The 17348-nt window shown below is 45.4% G+C and carries 17 protein-coding genes; 10 read left to right on the top strand and 7 right to left on the bottom strand.

Going from position 1 to position 17348, the window contains the following annotated elements; all coding sequences use genetic code 11:
- Positions 1 to 1067, top strand: a 1067-nt coding sequence (locus QW597_01545) for an MFS transporter (protein ID MEM0155272.1), incomplete at its 5' end; no start/stop codon positions are given.
- Between the two features lies 1 nt (position 1068).
- On the opposite strand, the gene coaA is transcribed toward QW597_01545, so the two are convergent.
- Positions 1069 to 2028, bottom strand: a complete 960-nt coding sequence (coaA, locus tag QW597_01540) for a type I pantothenate kinase (GenBank protein ID MEM0155271.1) — start codon at positions 2026 to 2028, stop codon at positions 1069 to 1071.
- A 137-nt stretch (positions 2029 to 2165) separates the two neighbouring features.
- Positions 2166 to 2849: an ArsR family transcriptional regulator gene (locus QW597_01535; GenBank protein MEM0155270.1), complete on the bottom strand. Its 684-nt coding sequence runs from the start codon at positions 2847 to 2849 to the stop codon at positions 2166 to 2168.
- A 105-nt stretch (positions 2850 to 2954) separates the two neighbouring features.
- Here QW597_01535 and sufC point away from each other — a divergent pair, with 105 nt between their 5' ends.
- The 8 genes from sufC to QW597_01495 all read left to right on the top strand — a co-directional run bounded on the left by sufC (position 2955) and on the right by QW597_01495 (position 10793).
- On the top strand, positions 2955 to 3692 hold the full coding sequence (gene sufC / locus QW597_01530; GenBank protein ID MEM0155269.1) for a Fe-S cluster assembly ATPase SufC: 738 nt from the start codon (positions 2955 to 2957) through the stop codon (positions 3690 to 3692).
- Positions 3693 to 3703: 11 nt separating this feature from the next.
- Positions 3704 to 5146 (top strand): Fe-S cluster assembly protein SufB, encoded by a 1443-nt coding sequence (gene sufB / locus QW597_01525; protein MEM0155268.1) that lies wholly within the window; start codon positions 3704 to 3706, stop codon positions 5144 to 5146.
- Between the two features lie 6 nt (positions 5147 to 5152).
- On the top strand, positions 5153 to 6382 hold the full coding sequence (locus tag QW597_01520; GenBank protein MEM0155267.1) for a SufD family Fe-S cluster assembly protein: 1230 nt from the start codon (positions 5153 to 5155) through the stop codon (positions 6380 to 6382).
- Positions 6383 to 6392: 10 nt separating this feature from the next.
- Complete coding sequence (locus tag QW597_01515) at positions 6393 to 7661, top strand: aminotransferase class V-fold PLP-dependent enzyme (protein ID MEM0155266.1); 1269 nt, start codon at positions 6393 to 6395, stop codon at positions 7659 to 7661.
- The gene (locus tag QW597_01510) at positions 7658 to 8032 is read left to right on the top strand and encodes an SUF system NifU family Fe-S cluster assembly protein (protein MEM0155265.1); all 375 of its coding nucleotides are present in this window, start codon (positions 7658 to 7660) and stop codon (positions 8030 to 8032) included. The genes QW597_01515 and QW597_01510 overlap by 4 nt, the downstream gene beginning before the upstream one ends.
- 87 nt (positions 8033 to 8119) lie before the next feature.
- Positions 8120 to 8962, top strand: coding sequence for a CBS domain-containing protein (locus QW597_01505; GenBank protein ID MEM0155264.1), 843 nt, complete (start codon positions 8120 to 8122; stop codon positions 8960 to 8962).
- A complete protein-coding gene (gene glyS, locus QW597_01500) occupies positions 8959 to 10416 on the top strand; it encodes a glycine--tRNA ligase (GenBank protein MEM0155263.1) in 1458 nt (485 codons plus the stop codon). Before QW597_01505 ends, glyS begins: the two co-directional genes overlap by 4 nt.
- An 86-nt stretch (positions 10417 to 10502) precedes the next feature.
- Entirely contained in the window at positions 10503 to 10793 is a 291-nt protein-coding gene (locus tag QW597_01495) for an antibiotic biosynthesis monooxygenase (GenBank protein MEM0155262.1), read from the top strand.
- A 137-nt stretch (positions 10794 to 10930) separates the two neighbouring features.
- Here QW597_01495 and QW597_01490 read toward each other — a convergent pair whose 3' ends face one another.
- From QW597_01490 to ppdK, 3 genes are all read right to left on the bottom strand, one after another.
- A complete protein-coding gene (locus tag QW597_01490; protein ID MEM0155261.1) occupies positions 10931 to 11266 on the bottom strand; it encodes a hypothetical protein in 336 nt (111 codons plus the stop codon).
- Positions 11267 to 11412: 146 nt separating this feature from the next.
- A complete protein-coding gene (locus QW597_01485; protein MEM0155260.1) occupies positions 11413 to 11559 on the bottom strand; it encodes a hypothetical protein in 147 nt (48 codons plus the stop codon).
- Between the two features lie 326 nt (positions 11560 to 11885).
- Positions 11886 to 14552 carry a pyruvate, phosphate dikinase gene (gene ppdK, locus QW597_01480; protein MEM0155259.1) on the bottom strand — a complete coding sequence of 889 codons (2667 nt, stop codon included), beginning with the start codon at positions 14550 to 14552 and terminating at the stop codon, positions 11886 to 11888.
- Between the two features lie 140 nt (positions 14553 to 14692).
- Here ppdK and QW597_01475 point away from each other — a divergent pair, with 140 nt between their 5' ends.
- Complete coding sequence (locus QW597_01475) at positions 14693 to 15397, top strand: alpha/beta hydrolase (GenBank protein MEM0155258.1); 705 nt, start codon at positions 14693 to 14695, stop codon at positions 15395 to 15397.
- Here the strand turns inward: QW597_01475 and QW597_01470 are convergent.
- Positions 15368 to 16159 (bottom strand): carbon-nitrogen hydrolase family protein, encoded by a 792-nt coding sequence (locus tag QW597_01470; GenBank protein ID MEM0155257.1) that lies wholly within the window; start codon positions 16157 to 16159, stop codon positions 15368 to 15370. The genes QW597_01475 and QW597_01470 overlap by 30 nt on opposite strands.
- 1 nt (position 16160) lies before the next feature.
- On the bottom strand, positions 16161 to 17348 hold the full coding sequence (gene coaBC / locus QW597_01465) for a bifunctional phosphopantothenoylcysteine decarboxylase/phosphopantothenate--cysteine ligase CoaBC (GenBank protein ID MEM0155256.1): 1188 nt from the start codon (positions 17346 to 17348) through the stop codon (positions 16161 to 16163).

Raw genomic sequence — 17348 nt, 5'->3', positions numbered from 1 at the left:
GAATTGGAAGAAAGACGCTTCTGACGGTTTCCATAATCGGGTTCACAATCTTTTCCGCTGCGATAGGAATTATACCTCCGTATTCGCAGATTGGCATATTCTCTCCCATACTACTGTACATAGTTCTTTTCATAGTGGGTTTCTTCGCCGGCGCAGAATATGGCGGCGGAGCGGCCTTAGCGCTGGAAAGCGTTCCAGAGAATAAGAGGGAACCGGTGGGGGCATTTATGCAGAGTGGCTACGGTACTGGCTATTTCCTAGTCGTATACGTGGCCATACTTCTCTCAGGTTACCTCGGGCACTCATTCGTGACCATAGGCTGGAGGTATCTGTTTCTCACGTCTCTCGTTCCAGGTGCGTTGACTTTCGTAATAAGGGCTGCTTCGAAGGAGACAAAGGTCTTCAATAAGATGAAGGAGAACAGGGAGATTGAGAATTCTCCAGCCGTTTCAATGATAAAAGGCTCTTCAGTGAAACTTCTCTACGGTCTCATGATCACCACTGGAATACTTTTCCTCAATACTGCCACATTCTCTTTCTACCCCATACTGGGTTCTGCATCCTCACCTTATTTCCTGAATATCGGATCACATCTGCTGGATGCGCTGCTTGTGATCAACTTTGTATCTCTGATTGGCGTGTGGTTCGGAGGATATATTGCGAGAAAACAGAAAAGTAGAAGGATTCCAATGCTCATGTTCTCCATAATCTTCACCGTGCCGTCTGCTGCCTTTGTATTCTTTGGATTCACTTCTGACTGGGTCGTGTTCACAATTGTTTTTTCAGTTCAGGCTTTTCTTGAAGCCATGATTTTCTCTACTCTGCCATCATTCCTGTCCGAGACTTTCAGCAAGAGGTATCGCTCGACTGCCATCGGCGTCGTATATAATGGGGGAGCAATAATCGGGGGGACGGCTCTGCTTCTTCTTGCTGCTCCAGCGAGCCTTGTAAGCCTGAAACTTCTATGGATTGTAGAACTTTATGCGGCGAGCGTCCTCTTGATTTCTGGCCTTGTGCTCAGCAGAAGTTACGAAAAACACATGGAAGGGGATATGATAAATCAATAACCTATATTTTCCTCATTAGAATTTGCTGTATGGAATGGTCTCTTCCCTTCTCAAGTATTAGGTGGGCCCTCCACTTAGTTTTCATTATATTTTCCTTGTAGTTTAGCCCGTTTATACTATCCCAGATTTCGGAGGATATCCTTATTGCGTCTTCACTTGAAAGTTCACGGTATTTTCTGAAATATGATTTGGGGTTTACGAAGGCATTTTGCTGCAATAGGAGGAATCGCTCGATGAACCACTCCCTTACCCATTCCTCCGGTGCATCGACAAAAATAGAGAAATCCAGAAAATCGGACACATAGACAGGCTTGGGCATTCCATGGTCAACGCCTTCACCTACCTGCAATATATTCAACCCTTCAATGATAAGTATGTCCGGCCGCTCTACTTTTAAATACTGGCCCGGCAGAATATCATACTCCAGATGCGAATACACAGGCACCAGAGCCTTATCCGCGCCGGACTTCACACTCGTCAGGAAATTTATCAACTGTTTGATGTCATAGCTTTCTGGAAAACCCTTACGGTTCATTATGCCATTGCGCTCGAGAACACTGTTCGGATAAAGAAAACCATCAGTAGTTACAAGGTCAACTCTTGGCTGCCAGGGGAGCCTCTCGAGCAGAAGTTTAAGAATTCTGGAAGTGGTACTCTTTCCCACGGCAACGCTACCTGTAACGCCCACAATATACGGAACCTTAAGCCCATCCTCACTTAGAAACTCGTTTCTCGCCTCATGGAGTTTCACGCTAGCTTTAACGTAAAGGTCAATGAGCCTGGAGATTGGGAAATAAAAATCTACGACCTCATCTCGTGCAATCTTATCATTCAGGGACCTGACAGCCCTGATTTCTTCATCTGATATTGATACGGAAAAGTTTCCCCTCTTCTGTGACCACTGGGCTCTGTCAAATGACAGGTAAGGGGATCTCAATTTACTTTCCTGGGTGTTAATCATCTTAGACCTTTGCTCCAACAAGGATTCTAGTGTGTGGTTCCCGAAAATATCCAGTTATTGTATTTAAGTGTTGCCAACCAGTCACCGTTTTACCAAGTTTCTATCCATCGCAGATGCCCACTGCGCCGAATTATCAATCAGATCTGGATTTCAACTACGCATTTCTTCGCGCCATCAGTGAATTTCTCAACAATTGTGAATTTTCTGTCAATGGACTTATTTATGAGTTGGTTGCCCAGAGTTCCGCAGATTATCTTTGAATTGTTCTTTGCAAGGTCATAAAAGATACAGTTGTGCCTAATGATCCTGACGGTATCATCGGTAACCTCAAGCCTGGCATGGTAGCCAAGCCGGTTCAGGGCAGAAACGAACTCGTTAAGTTCCCTTATTTTCTCTTCCCTGTTTTTTCCAGGTTCATCCCCGATTTTCATACCAGCGTCCCTGATCATCCTGTCAGCTATCCTGCCAAGTATAAGGTTCATCTTTTCTGTTCCAACTTCTGTCTCGAATTCTGATATCAGGTATGTTGCCAGCGTGATGTATTTTTTTGGAAAAAGAGACATTCCCTTTTCCGTAAGCTCGTAAAATTTCCTCGGTCTCCCGGATTTGCCGCCACGGAAAAACGACTTGACATAACCTCTCATCTCAAGGGAACCCATATGCTCTTTCACCGCATTCTTGTTGATGGAAAGGATTTCGGCAAGTTCGTCCATGCTTCTTTCCTGTAGGCTCAGTTCATTTACTATTTTCCCTCTAACCGAACCAAGTATCGCCGTTATGTCGTCACTTGCATCAACACTAGTAATGAGCTCGTTTTCCATATTACAATAGTAGTATTACTCAGGTGTATTTATAATTTAGTCAGTTTAGACATAAGAAAGTGTTTAAATATGTCTGCGAGATTAGAGGTTAGGTGTACAGTTATTATGAGTGAACTGATCATTAGCAATCTCGCTGCATCGGTTGAGGACAAGAAAATACTGAAGGACGTGTCGATGACGATCCGCGGGGGGGAAATACACGCCTTAATGGGACCTAACGGTGCCGGCAAGAGCACTCTCGGAAATGTGCTCATTGGTCATCCGAATTATACTATCGACGCAGGATCGATCGTTCTTGACGGAATAGACCTAACCCGAAAGAACCCTGAGGAAAGGGCCAGGGCCGGGCTGTTTCTAGCTTTCCAGAGTCCCGTTGCAATACCGGGTGTCAAGCTGTCGACATTCCTGAGGAATGCTTATAACCAGCTCCACCCGAATGAGAAGTTATCCATATCACAGTTTTATGAACTTCTGAAGAAGCATATAAAGAATGTTGGACTGGACGAATCCTTTGTATCGAGATCGGTCAATGACGGATTTTCCGGTGGGGAGAGAAAGAGGATTGAGATACTCCAGATGGTCGTCCTCAAACCTAAGATTGTCATACTTGACGAAATTGACTCTGGCTTGGACGTGGATGCCCTGAAACTTGTTGCCAATGAGATAAAAGATTACTACAGTGACAACGTTGGCTTCCTCATTATCACACACTATCAGAGGATCCTGAAAAATATAGATCCTCAATTTGTTCACGTGCTTATGGATGGTGTAATTGTTAAGAACGGTGACAAGCAGCTTGCTATGAAGATTGAAGACGAGGGATACGACTGGATCAGGGCATGAAGGTGAATTAAATGGAAGTTGAGTATAAAAAAGAGGATGAACTGGAAAAACTGTTGAAGGACATAAACAGTTTCAAGAGAGAAGATTTTGAATTTCACGATCCAGACAACTCAGATTATTCGACAGGTAGGGGACTCAACAAGAAGGTCGTCGAAGAGATTTCTGAGATAAAGAAGGAGCCTGAATGGATGAGGAGGCTCAGGCTCAAAGCGCTGGAAATATTCAACTCGAAGCCTGTTCCAGCATGGGGACCAGATCTCTCCGGCATAGACTGGGAGAACATTAGTTATTACAACAGGCCGGGAGAAACAAAGACGAATGACTGGGACGAGGTGCCGGAACAAATCAAGGACACTTTCACCAAGTTGGGCATACCTGAGATGGAACAGAAATACCTGGCAGGCTCCGTGGCCCAATACGATAGTGAAGGCGTTTACCATAACCTCAAAAAGGTGTGGGAGGACAAGGGCGTTGTCTTCATGGATCTTGATTCCGCAGTTAGGAATTATCCAGATCTTGTCAAGGACTATTTCTGCAGAGCAGTCCCCTTCACTGATAACAAGTTTGCAGCGTTAAATGGCGCGGTTTGGAGCGGCGGGTCATTTCTCTATGTCCCGAAAGGCGTTCAGATCGATATGCCTCTCCAGACGTACTTCAGAATGAACGGTGAGTCCACTGGGCAGTTTGAGCACACAATTGTAATCGCTGATGAAGGGTCCAAAACGCATTATGTCGAGGGCTGCACGGCGCCGCGTTACGACAAAAACTCACTGCACAGCGCCATTGTTGAGATTTATGTCAAGAAGAACGCTAAGGCAAGGTACACCAGCGTCCAGAATTGGTCAAAGAGCGTCTACAACATGCCAACGAAGCGTGCATGGGTTGACGAGAATGCTCAGATGGAGTGGGTTGGGGGATCACTTGGTTCAAAAGTTACCATGCTTTACCCATCATCGTATCTCCGGGGCCCATACGCATCGGCATCGAACCTGAACGTTGCCATGGCTGGAGCCGGAACTTTCAAGGACACCGGAGCCAAGGCACTTCACTTCGCTCCGCATACAACTTCAAAGATCATAGCTAAGAGCATCAGCATTGATGATGGGAAGGCCATATATCGCGGACTTCTCAGGATAAACAAAGGTGCGGAATATGCAAAGAGCCATGTGCAGTGTGATGCACTGCTGATCAACGATGCATCGTCCTCTTACACTTACCCTCACGATGAAATTTACGATCCTACCGCAACCTTCGCTCATGAGGCAACCGTTGGCAGAATCGGAACAGAAGAGTTGACTTACCTCAGATCAAGGGGTCTGAGTGAAGAGGACGCTAGTTCAATGATTGTCCTTGGCTTCCTTGACGATGTCATGAGGGAGATACCCATGGAATTCGCAGTGGAAATGAACAGGCTTATTAAACTCGAAATGGGAAAACTTGGAGCCGTCGGATGATCTACCATGGAAAACTATGTAGAACTCATAAAAACTAGATACACGGGCCCTACGTATGACCCAAGGAGAGAGTCACTGCTGTCCTTTGCAAGGACTCCACTTCGAAACTATAAAGAAAGCCCAACGGTGAAAGACTACGTTGAAATCACCGAGAGCGACCTGGCGAAAATGTCCTCCGGGACCATACCGGCCAATGTAAGAGCCCAGGCTCCTCCAGATGGATACAACATTTCCGTGGTCAATGGCAGAATTGCCGGACGCTCAAGCGAAAACGGGGCTATTAAGGCACTTGACCTTATGGAGGCAGCGCGAAATTCAGATTCAGGGCTCACTCCAGAGTTTCTCTCCGAGAAGGGCGATGACAGGATAGAACATCTCATAAACTCTGTATGGCAAAGCGGAATTTTCATAGATATCCCGAAGGGTTTCACCGGGGCCTTGAAGGTACACGATACTTCCGATCCGTCTCTTTCATTTGCTTTGAAGGTAATTGTTAGCTGTGGAGAAGACTCAAATGTGACTATCAGCACGGTTAATACTACTATCGGCGATGGAGATGGCGTTCAGGGCAGGAATGTTTACATCTTCCTTGGGCGCAGGGCGAAGGTCCAGTTCGATTATCTCCAAGACAAGTCCCAGAAAGTTACTGATATCGTGTTCGTAAAATCTTTCCTGTCTGAGTATTCAGAATTCACCATATACCATGTAAACCATGGTGGAGAAAAGGTACTCTTTTCCAATGAATCTATCCAGAGGGGTGACAGTTCTGATTTTAAGACGTTTGGGATAAATTTCAGTGACGGGCAGCAGAAGATGGACATAAGGGACAGCAGCTTCCAGATTGGAATAGCAACAAGCGCTGATGTTCATGTGAAAGGCGTGGTAATGGGCAAAAGTTCCACTATGCACCGCGGTAACATCGATATAGAGGAGAAAAGCATAAAGTCCACCGGCTACTACGACTCAAAAATTTTACTTATGTCCAGAGATGGATTTGCAAATACCAAGCCTGCCTTGCTAATCAAGAATAACGATACCAGATCAAAGCACGCTTCGGCCATCAGCAGCGTGGACGACGAACAGATATTCTACATGCGGTCAAGGGGCATACCTAAGAATTTAGCCAAAAACCTGATAACCAGCGGATTCATGGGGTCAATCGTTGAAAAATCGGGTGATGATTTCCTCACAGAGGTAGTCGCCAGATATTCAGAAGGCCTTGTTTTAGATGATTAACTCAAAACAGGTGAAAAAAGACTTTCCAATATTCGACAGGAAAATAGACGGAAAACCCATAATATATCTTGACAATGCAGCGACAACCCAGAAGCCGAGGCAGGTTGTCGAGGCCATTGTAAATTATTATTATAACTTTAACAGCAACATTCACCGCGGCATATACAGGCTGAGCGAAGAAGCCACCGATATGTACGAGAAGGCCAGAGACAATGTGAGAAGTTTCATTGGCTCCGAAAAAGACGGAACGGTTGTATTTGTTAGGAACGCTACAGAAGCGCTCAACCTGGTGGCTTTTGGACTGGCTCACGATCTGAAACCTGGAGACGAGATTTTGCTGGGTACCATGGAGCACCACTCCAATATTATTCCATGGCAGTTTTTGCAGGACATGGGAGTAAAACTCAAATTTGTGAACTTTAACAAGCAGTGGGAACTCAGCATGGACCAGTTTCAGGAAATGCTGAGCAAAAGGACTAAGGTTGTTTCGCTCACCCACGTTTCCAATGTTCTTGGCACTATAAATCCTGTCAGGGACTTGGTAAAGCTTGCCCATGACAACGGATCAAAATTTATTCTGGACGGCGCCCAGAGTGTTCCACATATGCCCGTTGACGTTTCGTCAATCGGTTGTGATTTCCTGGCTTTTTCTGGTCACAAGATGCTCGGTCCCAGCGGAATAGGGGGACTCTATGCCAAAGTTGATGATCTTGAGCAGATGCACCCATTCCTTGGGGGCGGAGAAATGATTAAGGAGGTCTGGAAAGATCACGCCACATGGAACGATGTACCACTGAAATTTGAGGCGGGTACGCCGAACATCGAGGGAGCCATTGGTCTTTCAGCTGCAGTGGATTATCTGCGAAATCTGGGTATGGGAAATGTTCGAGAACATGAAAAAGATCTTATAAAATTCACTCTGGAAAAGGAAGAAGAGGAGAAGATACCAGACCTTGTTTCGTACGGACCTAGAAATCTGGAAATAAGGGCTGGTGTCTACACTTTTAATATCGGTGAGATACCGAGTTTTGATTTGCAGATGAAGATGTCTGAAAGCGGGGTTCACATATCACAAGGTATACACCCACATGATGTTGCTGAATCACTGGACAGAGCCAATGTGTTTGTCAGGTCTGGCCACCATTGTGCAATGCCACTGATGAACGAGATTGGGGTGGCTGCAACCTCAAGGGCATCCTACTACATTTATAATGACAGAGAGGACGTGGAGAGCCTGTTCGATGGTATCAGATCGACAAGGAGGGTCTTTGCAAGATGAACGATGAAGAAATACAGATGGATATTATTCTCGATCATTACAGGGAACCAAGAAATTACGGTAAACTCCAGAAGGAAACAACTTCCATTACAGAGGCAAATCCAGTATGCGGGGACACCTTGCATTTCTCAATATTGGTAGAAGATGGCATAGTGAAAGACATCAAGTTCATGGGTCAGGGATGTTCTATAAGCCAAGCATCAGCATCCATGTTGACGGAATATGTCAAGGGGAAAAGCGTGGCAGAAATCAAAAACATGAAACCTGATATTGTGCTTGGGCTGATAGGGTTGAACCTTGGTCCAACACGCGAGAAATGCGCGCTTCTCTCATACAACGCAATAACCAAAGCCCTGAATAATCAGAGCTGATGACCAGCTGATTGGATGCAGCACCCAAACAACTTGTTTACCATTTTAGTCGGAAAATAATTTAATATGGAATCCCGATCACCCATTATGGCAGCCCTAGTTTCAGACATAATGACGAAGTCCCCACACATATGCAGGGTACCGAGCACCGTCAGTGACGTGGTTAAAATACTTATAAAAAAGAATATAACTGGTCTGCCAGTAATTGATTCCAAGGGTAAGTATGTGGGAATAATTAGCAGGCGCGACATCTTCGATAATCCAGAAGAAAGCCAGACTGCTCTTGTGATGAGAAGAGCTAATCCGGTTTATGACACTGACCCGATAGAAAAAGCTGCAAAGGAACTGGTATCGCAAAACAGGAGGCATATAGCGGTCATAAATTCCGAAAGAGATGTTGTAGGGATCCTCACTCCGCAGAATTTCCTTGACACCCTTTCACAAATCTACGGTCAGCTACCTGTAAAGTCAATACTCCACATCATGGCTGTACCCCTATGGTACAACACCCCACTAGGTGCCATATACACCATGATGAGGGTGTCCAGAATCTATTCATTTCCAGTAATCAATGAAAACGGAGATTTCATGGGATTAATCACCGATAGAGATATATTCGACAAGGTTGACCTGAAACAGAGTTCAGTGCTTTCAGAAACTGGTATGGCCGAGGACGAGGACCCGTGGTCCTGGTCCGGTATAAGGAATGTGGTAACCTATATACTAGAGAAAAACAAGATTCAGTTGCCGAACATACCCGCTTCAGACATCATGATTAAGACACCAGCCGTCGCTTACGTAAACGATACAATAGAAAGGGTGGCGAAGATAATGGCTACGAAGAACTTCAACCAGCTTCCACTGCTTGATGGATCGCAGAAACTTGTTGGCATGCTTTACGATATAGAACTTTTAAGTGCATTCCAATGACCGCCTACGAGGACACAGTCGAACTGGCCAAAAGGAGAGGGTTCTTCTGGCCTTCGTTTTCATTGTATGGCGGCATTTCAGGGTTCTACGATTATGGACCACTTGGAGTACTGATGAGGGACAACATAGTTAAGGTATGGAAGGAGAGCTATCTAGCCGATGGAGCCATATTTATAGACACACCCGTTGTGGTGCCTTCTCCTGTGTTCAGGGCATCGGGACACCTCGACAAATTCTCAGATCTTGGAACGGAATGCCAGAAATGCCATAACCGGGAAAAACTCGAAACAGTAATGAAAGCTTCCGGTTTCGATCAGGCTCTCAAATCAGTGCAAGCAGCGAATGAGTTTCTCTCAAAAAACACTGTGAAGTGTGTTTCTTGCGGGAACAGAATCACAGAGGCAAGAGATTTCCAGGTGATGTTCAGTTTGCCGGGACAGGGGGGAGGAACTGATCTTTATCTCCGACCGGAAACAGCACAGGGAATCATAGTAAATTTCAAGCTTCTTAACACTGTTTTTAGGGGGAAACTGCCAATGGCAGTGGCTCAGTTCGGAAAAGGTTTCAGAAATGAGATATCTCCAAGACAGAGCCTTATCCGGTTAAGGGAATTCAACATGGCTGAAGTGGAGGTATTCGTTGATCCACAGAGAAAGTTCTGGAAAGATTTCAAAGCCACCCTCCCCCTTTCACTGATTCCAAGGGTTGGAGAACAGACAAGAACTGATGTTTCCTCTGCCCTTTCTAATGGAATCATAAGCAGCAATGCCCTGGCGTATTTCATGGAGAAGACAGCAGTAATCCTTTGCAGGGTTGGCATTAATCCTTCGAAGTTAAGGTTCAGGCAGGTATCGAAGGATGATCTGGCGCATTATTCTGTGGACACTTGGGATGTTGAAGTTGAGATTGATAATGATTGGGTCGAGGTTACTGGAATAGCCGACAGAAATGATCTTCCAAATCACGAAAAATCAAGTGGGGAGTCCATGTCTATTCTTTCTGACGATAAACCTGTTGTGCCATCGATCATAGAACCAGCTTCGGGTATAGACAGGATTTTGCTCAGCGTTCTTATGCACACATACTACCGGAGACCTAACGGCTTCAAGGTTCTCAGGCTCCCACCTGAGATAGCTCCTTACAATGCCGCGATACTGCCTCTTGTGAACAAGGACAACGTCAACGTTGTTGCGTTGGAATTCTTCAACAGGATAATTTCCAGCAACCCCTATGTGGCATACGATCAATCGGGATCCATAGGCAGAAGATATGCGCGGCAGGATGAGACAGGGACACCCTACTGTATCACATTTGACTATAACACTCTTTCCGATGCTACGGTCACCGTCAGAGAAAGGGACAGCGCTGAGCAGGTTAGAGTGCATTCGGAGAAATTGATGGCCGAGTCCAGGAACCTTCTGCAGTATCTTGAAAGTCTTTTTAAAATGAAATGATAGGGGAAGAGCCAGGGAACAGTCTCATATCATCGATATAGATTATTCTGTGATAATCTTAATCAGCACTAACATTATTACCCATTATGATTGTTGTGCAGAACCACCTCAGGATAAAAAAGGAATTTTCAGAGAGATTTGAAAAGTCATTGAGCGAAAGGTCCCACACCGTGGATGGATTTCCCGGTTTCATAAGAAATGAAGTGCTGAGGCCAGTTCAGGGTGACAGCTATATCGTCATGACTTATTGGAATTCCCTTGAAGATTTTAACAGATGGGTGGGAAGCGAGGAGTTCAGTAAATCCCATTCTGAATCCCGCCTCCCAAAAGATGCGTACGCTGGAAAAGGCGAAATTACTGTTCATCAGGTTATTTAAATTCAAGATGAATCAGCAGTATACGATAGTTGGAAGTTATGAATATCTTCTCCTTTGGGCTATCTCTGGAATTTCCTTAGGTAAAAGTAGTTTCCACCGTATTCCTCTTTTACAAGGAGATTTCTGCTGATCTGCCTCTAAATTAGGTTCCGATCTTTTACGGAACGTTCAGTAAGCCTCATCAGAACATCTTCTCGCATGGGGTGTACCGCCGTGATTCCCAGAATATCCGTCTCAATATCTCCAGAATAGAAAAACGAATCTCCCTCAAATCCAGTAAGAAGTTCCACTTTTAGTTCCTTTCGAGAAAAAAGGAAATAAGCCTTGATTACGGTCGCTTCATCGGGCGACTGAACCCATTCCTCTGAAAGTGGCCCCGTGGGAATTGAAATATACGATACCGGTGGATTGAGAATTTTTATTAGATCAGCCGGTTCGCTTAAGCTATGATCTCTGTCACTGATTCCTTTCACTAATACAGTTTAAGTTGTGAGGAAACCGTTATAACTTTTTGAAAATTTCTCCAACCCCCTATGATTTCTGAGAATTCAAGGGCAGGCGAAGGTCAGTTAATAGTGCGCCATATCGCTGGATTGACAGCCTCAATCTTTACCGAGATCTAGTTTGCGCCCGAAAAGGCATCCATGACGTCTTCCCTGTGAAGGGGTGACGAATTTGTTATTACTGTGATCTTTATTTCCAATCTGCCCAGCGTTTCGATTTCTCCTTCAAGATTGTGGTCAAGTGTAGGTCCACCGTCCGGCACTAAGATTATGCAATCGATATCCTGTTTGGATTTCTGCGCATTTTCAATTCCAGCCTGCGCAGACTTTACAATTCTGCCAGTTTGAAAGAAATTCTGTCTCTTTACCTGAACATTTAGCGTTTTTCCTATATGACAGCACGCACAAGAATAACTGCATATCTCAGAGGGTATATTGTTAATTCCAATACTATTTCCGGGTCTTCTGGAGAGTACGGATCCAAAGGAAAGGTATTCGCTGTTTATTGCTTCTCTCTACGGTATCAAATAGTATATGTAAAGTATATTGGGAGTCGACTCCCATTGGCTGAATTATTGCGGTAACCCCTTTAGTCCGGTAGATTTTTTCCGCCCTTCTCTTCAATAGCAGCTCTGGCACCCGCCAGCCTTGCTATTGGTATTCTGTAAGGTGATGCAGATACATAGTCAAGCCCTATCCTGTGACAGAAAGCCACTGTAGCTGGATCGCCCCCATGTTCTCCGCAAATGCCTATATCCAAGTCGGGTCTCGTCTTCTTTCCCTTCTGCACCGCCATTTTCATCAATTCTCCTACTCCATCGACATCCACAGTGCTGAAGGGATCGTTCTCCAGTATTCCAGACTCTATGTACTTTGCAAGGAATTTTCCCTCCGCATCGTCCCTACTGTATCCAAATGTCATCTGGGTCAGGTCGTTCGTCCCGAAGGAGAAGAAATCAGCATATCTGGCGATCTTATCCGCCGTGAGGCAAGCTCTCGGGATTTCTATCATGGTCCCGAATTTGTATTCCACGTGCTTGTTCCCAGCTTCCTGTCTTGCAACCTCCTCGAGCCTTTCCCGCAGGACCTTCAGTTCATTCACATGTCCAACAAGGGGAATCATGATTTCAGGGAATATCTGCTTATCTTCCTGTATAACTTTGGAAGCCGCACGTATGATGGCTCTCACCTGCATTTCATAAATTTCAGGGTAACTTATACCAAGTCTGCAGCCGCGGAAGCCAAGCATTGGATTGAACTCTTCCAGGCTCTTTATCGTCTCAAATATTTTCTGGAGTTCAGCAAGCCCCTGTTTCTCCGAGTCACTTTGCTTTCTGGATCTCAGTTTGAACATTTCATTCATAACTTCTTCCTTGTCAGGAAGGAACTCGTGAAGCGGGGGATCGAGGAGCCTTATTATCACCGGAAAACCTTCCATAGTCCTGAAAAATTCCACAAAATCAGATACCTGCATTGGAAGGAGGCGATCTAAATTCATCCTCCTTTCTCCCTCATCCCTGCTCATGATCATCGCCCGCATGATAGGTATCCTATCATTTCCAAGGAACATCCTCTCTGTCCTTGCAAGTCCAATTCCGGTTGCTCCGTTCTTTCTCGCCAGAACTGCCTCTTCCGGGGTGTTTGCATTTGCCCTAACGCCAATTTTTCTTACCGCGTCGGCCCATCCAAGAATCACGTCCGTATCAGGGCTGATGCCAGGCTCTTCCATTTCAGTTTTTCCAAGATAGAACTCTCCAGATGTACCGTCAACAGTCACTTCTGTTCCTTCTGTCATTTCGTGGTCACCGCAGATTAGCTTTTTCTCCTTGGTATTTACCTGGATCATCTCCGCCCCAACGACAGCAGGTTTTCCCATAGCCCTTGCTACGACCGCCGCGTGGGATGTCATGCCTCCTTTCTGCGTCAGGAAAGCCTTTGAGACAACCATTCCCCTGACATCATCTGCTGTTGTCTCCGGTCTGACAAGGATTAGGGCCCTCTTTTCCTTTGAAAGTTCGATGGCGCGTTCCGATGAAAATACCAGTTGCCCGAATGCAGCTCCAGGAGAGGCGGCAAGTCCCTTTCCCAGGTATATTTCCCGCCCGGTTCTCTTCACTTGAGGGTGCATAAGAGAGTCTAGAATCTTCGGCGTTATCCTCATTACAGCTTCTTCCCTTGTGATCAGCCCTTCGTCAGCCATTTCTCTTGCCGTTCTAACAGCAGCTCTGGCAGTACGTTTTCCTGATCTCACCTGAAGCAGGTAGAAGGTTCCACTCTCTATAGTGAACTCTATGTCCTGCATATCCTTATAGTGTTTCTCAAGTTTATTTGCAGAATCGATAAGAGAAAGGTATGCTCTTGGCATCTCAGTTTTCATGTCAGAAATGTGCTTTGGAGTCCTTATTCCTGCGACGACATCCTCTCCCTGGGCGTTCACCAGATATTCTGCAAACAATATCTTTTCACCAGTGTTTGGATTCCTCGTGAATGCAACGCCTGTCGCGGAATCGTTTCCCATGTTTCCGAATACCATTGCCACTATACTTACTGCTGTACCCATTCTGTCGTCAAGGCCGTTTTCCTTTCTATATACCTTTGCCCTTTCGGAATTCCAAGATTTGAATACTGCTTCAATGGACATTTCCAGTTGCTTCTCAGGGTCTTCTGGAAACTTCAGTCCCTTTGATTCATAAACCTTATTGAACCTCGAAACAAGTTCGAGAAGGTCATTCTCATCAAGATCTGTGTCAAGTTTCTTTCCACGTTCCTTTTTCAGGTCCTCCATGGCTTCAGTAAATAATTCACCGTTGATCCCCAGAACTATGGATCCAAACATCTGCACAAGTCTTCTGTATGCGTCCGCAGCGAATCTTCTGTTCCCAGTTCTCTTTCCGAGGCCCCTAAGCGTTAATGTGTTAAGCCCAACGTTCAGAACCGTGTCCATCATCCCCGGCATGCTCACTGGAGCACCAGATCTCACTGATACGAGTAACGGGTTTTCAGGGTTCCCGAATTTCTTACCGGAGAGTTCTTCAACTTTTCTCAACGCCCGGTTGACCTGTTCCATGACCCCATCTGGAATTTTATCTTTTGCAAGAAATTCCCTGCAGGTTTCCGTGCTTATGGTGAAACCGGGAGGGACGTTCAATCCGATCTTGGTCATTTCGGCAAGGCCTGCCCCCTTGCCTCCAAGAATATCCACCATTTCTTTGCTTCCTTCCGAGAAGAGATAAACAAACTTTCTTTCCTCTTTCACAATTTGTTATTATGGTCTATAAATAAGTTTTTTTCAATGGATGCACAGAATATACACCTAATGATTTTTATATACTGACATAGAATGAATACACATAAAGGAATGCGATTTTATTAGGATCAATGGCATAAAGTTTTAATATGAAGAGGCTTACGGTGAATTCTCGCTTCGGGGAAATTTCATACCTGTATCGCCAGGGAGATATTCCAATGATTTTTCTCCATGGACTTGGTGGCACCGGGAACAGTTGGATTAGGATGAATAGCTTCCTGGACACGCGGTTCAGCTTATACATGATCGACCTTCTGGGTCATGGGAGATCAGCGAGGCCGGACATCCCTTACACCATCGAGAACCAGTGCGAGGCACTGGATGATTTTATTGCGGGCCTCAGCCTAAAAGGCTTTGCCCTTGTTGGAAACTCTTATGGTGGCTGGGTATCGCTCAGATATACAGTTACAAGGAAGACACCTAGGAAACTGGTGCTGGTAGACAGCGCCGGGATAAACAGAACCGCTAGGGAAACAGGCGAGGAGTATGCTGATTCTTTCATCAATCGCCTTGTCTCCCTCTATAGATATAATGATCCGAAAATAATGAAAAAGATTGTGGAAAACAACGCTAGATTAGGAGAGAAAATATCCGACGATCAGCTTTCGCAGATATCGGCGAAAACTTGCATTGTTTGGGGGGGCATGGATCGTATCATTCCACTGGAAAATGGTGAAAGGCTCCATCATCTGATTCCTGCAAGTGAACTTGACGTTATTGCAGATGCTGGACACGTTCCACAGGTCGAAAAGCCAGAAGAACTCTCAGGTATCTTGAACAGATTTATCTCGTGATAGGCCGTAAATTCCGGGATCTTCTTCTGCACGTTTCGCCATGTAATCCCCTATGCCTTTCCCGTCCAGTTCACCCTTGAAAGACTCTGATACCCCTGCAGTAATCTTCCTGACGCGAAATCCATAGGAATTGAGGTATGGTTGCACAGCGAGGCTGTTTCCATTGAAAGGCGAAGAAAGAGAGTTAACGGAAAGGACGGGAATACGATTTTCCAGTGAACGCACAGATATGTACAGATGCCATTCTTCGAGGAACTGGGAATCAATAAGCGATGGATTTATGGCAAAATTAGCACCACCGCGTATTGCCACTTTCAAGAAATATGGGAAATCTATATCGTAACATACAGGTACGCATATCCTGCCGATAGACGTATCAAAAATCCTGACTTCTCCTCCCCTTGAATACCTGTTCACCTCGTTACGGAAAGGTGAGATCTTATCCTGCCAGCCGATGACTTTACCTCTATCTATCACCGGAGCCGAGTTATATAGCTTTCCTTCTCTGACGATGCTCAAACTTCCTGGTATCATTACCGACGTGTTCTCTCCGCTCACGTCGATCAGTGAACCCATAAGGGCTTCTAATGGCTCTCCATCGGCATCAAAAGAATCAACTATCCATTTCTCCGGCAGGACGATAAGGTCGGGGTTACTGGAAGCAAGTCCGGGCAGTTTCAGTGATATAAATTTAGTCGCAGATTCAAGGCTCATCCTCATTGCCTGGATGCCAGTGAATCTAACAAGCTCCTTTACTGCCAAATCACTTCACTGCCGTGGCCTTCTCTGAAACTATCTTCAGGAGGTTGTATGCAAGATCATTTTTGCTCACATCATTAAGATTTATTTTGCCATCGCCGTAGTTTATAGTGTATGAGAATCTGGTTCTTTCTATCGCAGAATGTCCGTCTGGTATTGGGTTATACACCACTATATCCGGTTTCGACTCAGAGAAGTGCACAGAAGTATCATCTTTATGCGAAAGCCTGAAGGCCACAATTAGGCCGTCGTATTTCTTTCTCAGTTCGTTGATCAGCTTAGGGGTCTTTTTTAGTTCAAGCTTGAGATTCTCCGCGTCGCTGATCTTTCTCTCTTTCGCCTGTACAGGGGAAAAGTCAGGAAGAGCCGCAGGTACGATTATGGCGTCTAAATTCTTGTTAGTCAATTTCAGGGTCTCTCTGATGAATTCATCCATGGAGTGTGCCTCGTGGAAGTCAATGTAATCGGGAAGCATTTCACTGGAATTTCCCACAAATGAGACTGACGCGCCCATCCTGTACGCTGTCCTGGCAAGTGTATAACCAGTTTCCCCTGTACTGCGGTTGGATATAGTTCTGACAGGATCTATGGGCTCCTCTCCGCGACCGCTGACAATGAGTATGTTTTTTCCGCCCAGTAACTTGGGTCTGAAGGCCCTGTTTACGAAGTCGGATATGGTTACGGTCTCTGCAAGCTTCGCCTTGTAGTCAGCTCTGCGTGGTGGTATGACTTCTACACCCAAGTACTCGAGGTAATCCAGGTTTTTCTGGTTTACTGGATTAGTGAGCATATCCTCGTGCATGGCAGGAGAGATCAGCGTTTTAATACCATGACCAAGAGCAAACGAGAAAAGCAGGGATGGTACATCATCAGAGATTCCATTCGCCATTTTTCCTATCACGTTATACGATGCTGGTGATACAAGATAAACAGTGTTCTGCTGTCTGCCGAAGAAAAGATTTATGTGCTCTATCCTGCCAGTGATTTCGGTTATCACTTTGTTCTCAGATGCCCATTCCAAAACGCTTGGGTTCAGGAGTTCCGCTGCCTCTCTGCTCATGGCGACAATAACCTCCGCCCCTTCTCTTCTGAGTTCTCGCACCACATCCGGGCTCCTATACAACGAGATACTTGCAGTTATGCCCATAACCACTCTCTTACCATCAAGTGGTCTAAACTCATTTAATTCCAT

This window comes from Thermoplasmataceae archaeon (genome assembly GCA_038729425.1).
Classification (GTDB): domain Archaea; phylum Thermoplasmatota; class Thermoplasmata; order Thermoplasmatales; family Thermoplasmataceae; genus B-DKE.
The sequence above is the reverse complement of the archived record's forward strand: the minus strand, read 5'-3'. Positions and strand labels throughout refer to the sequence as shown.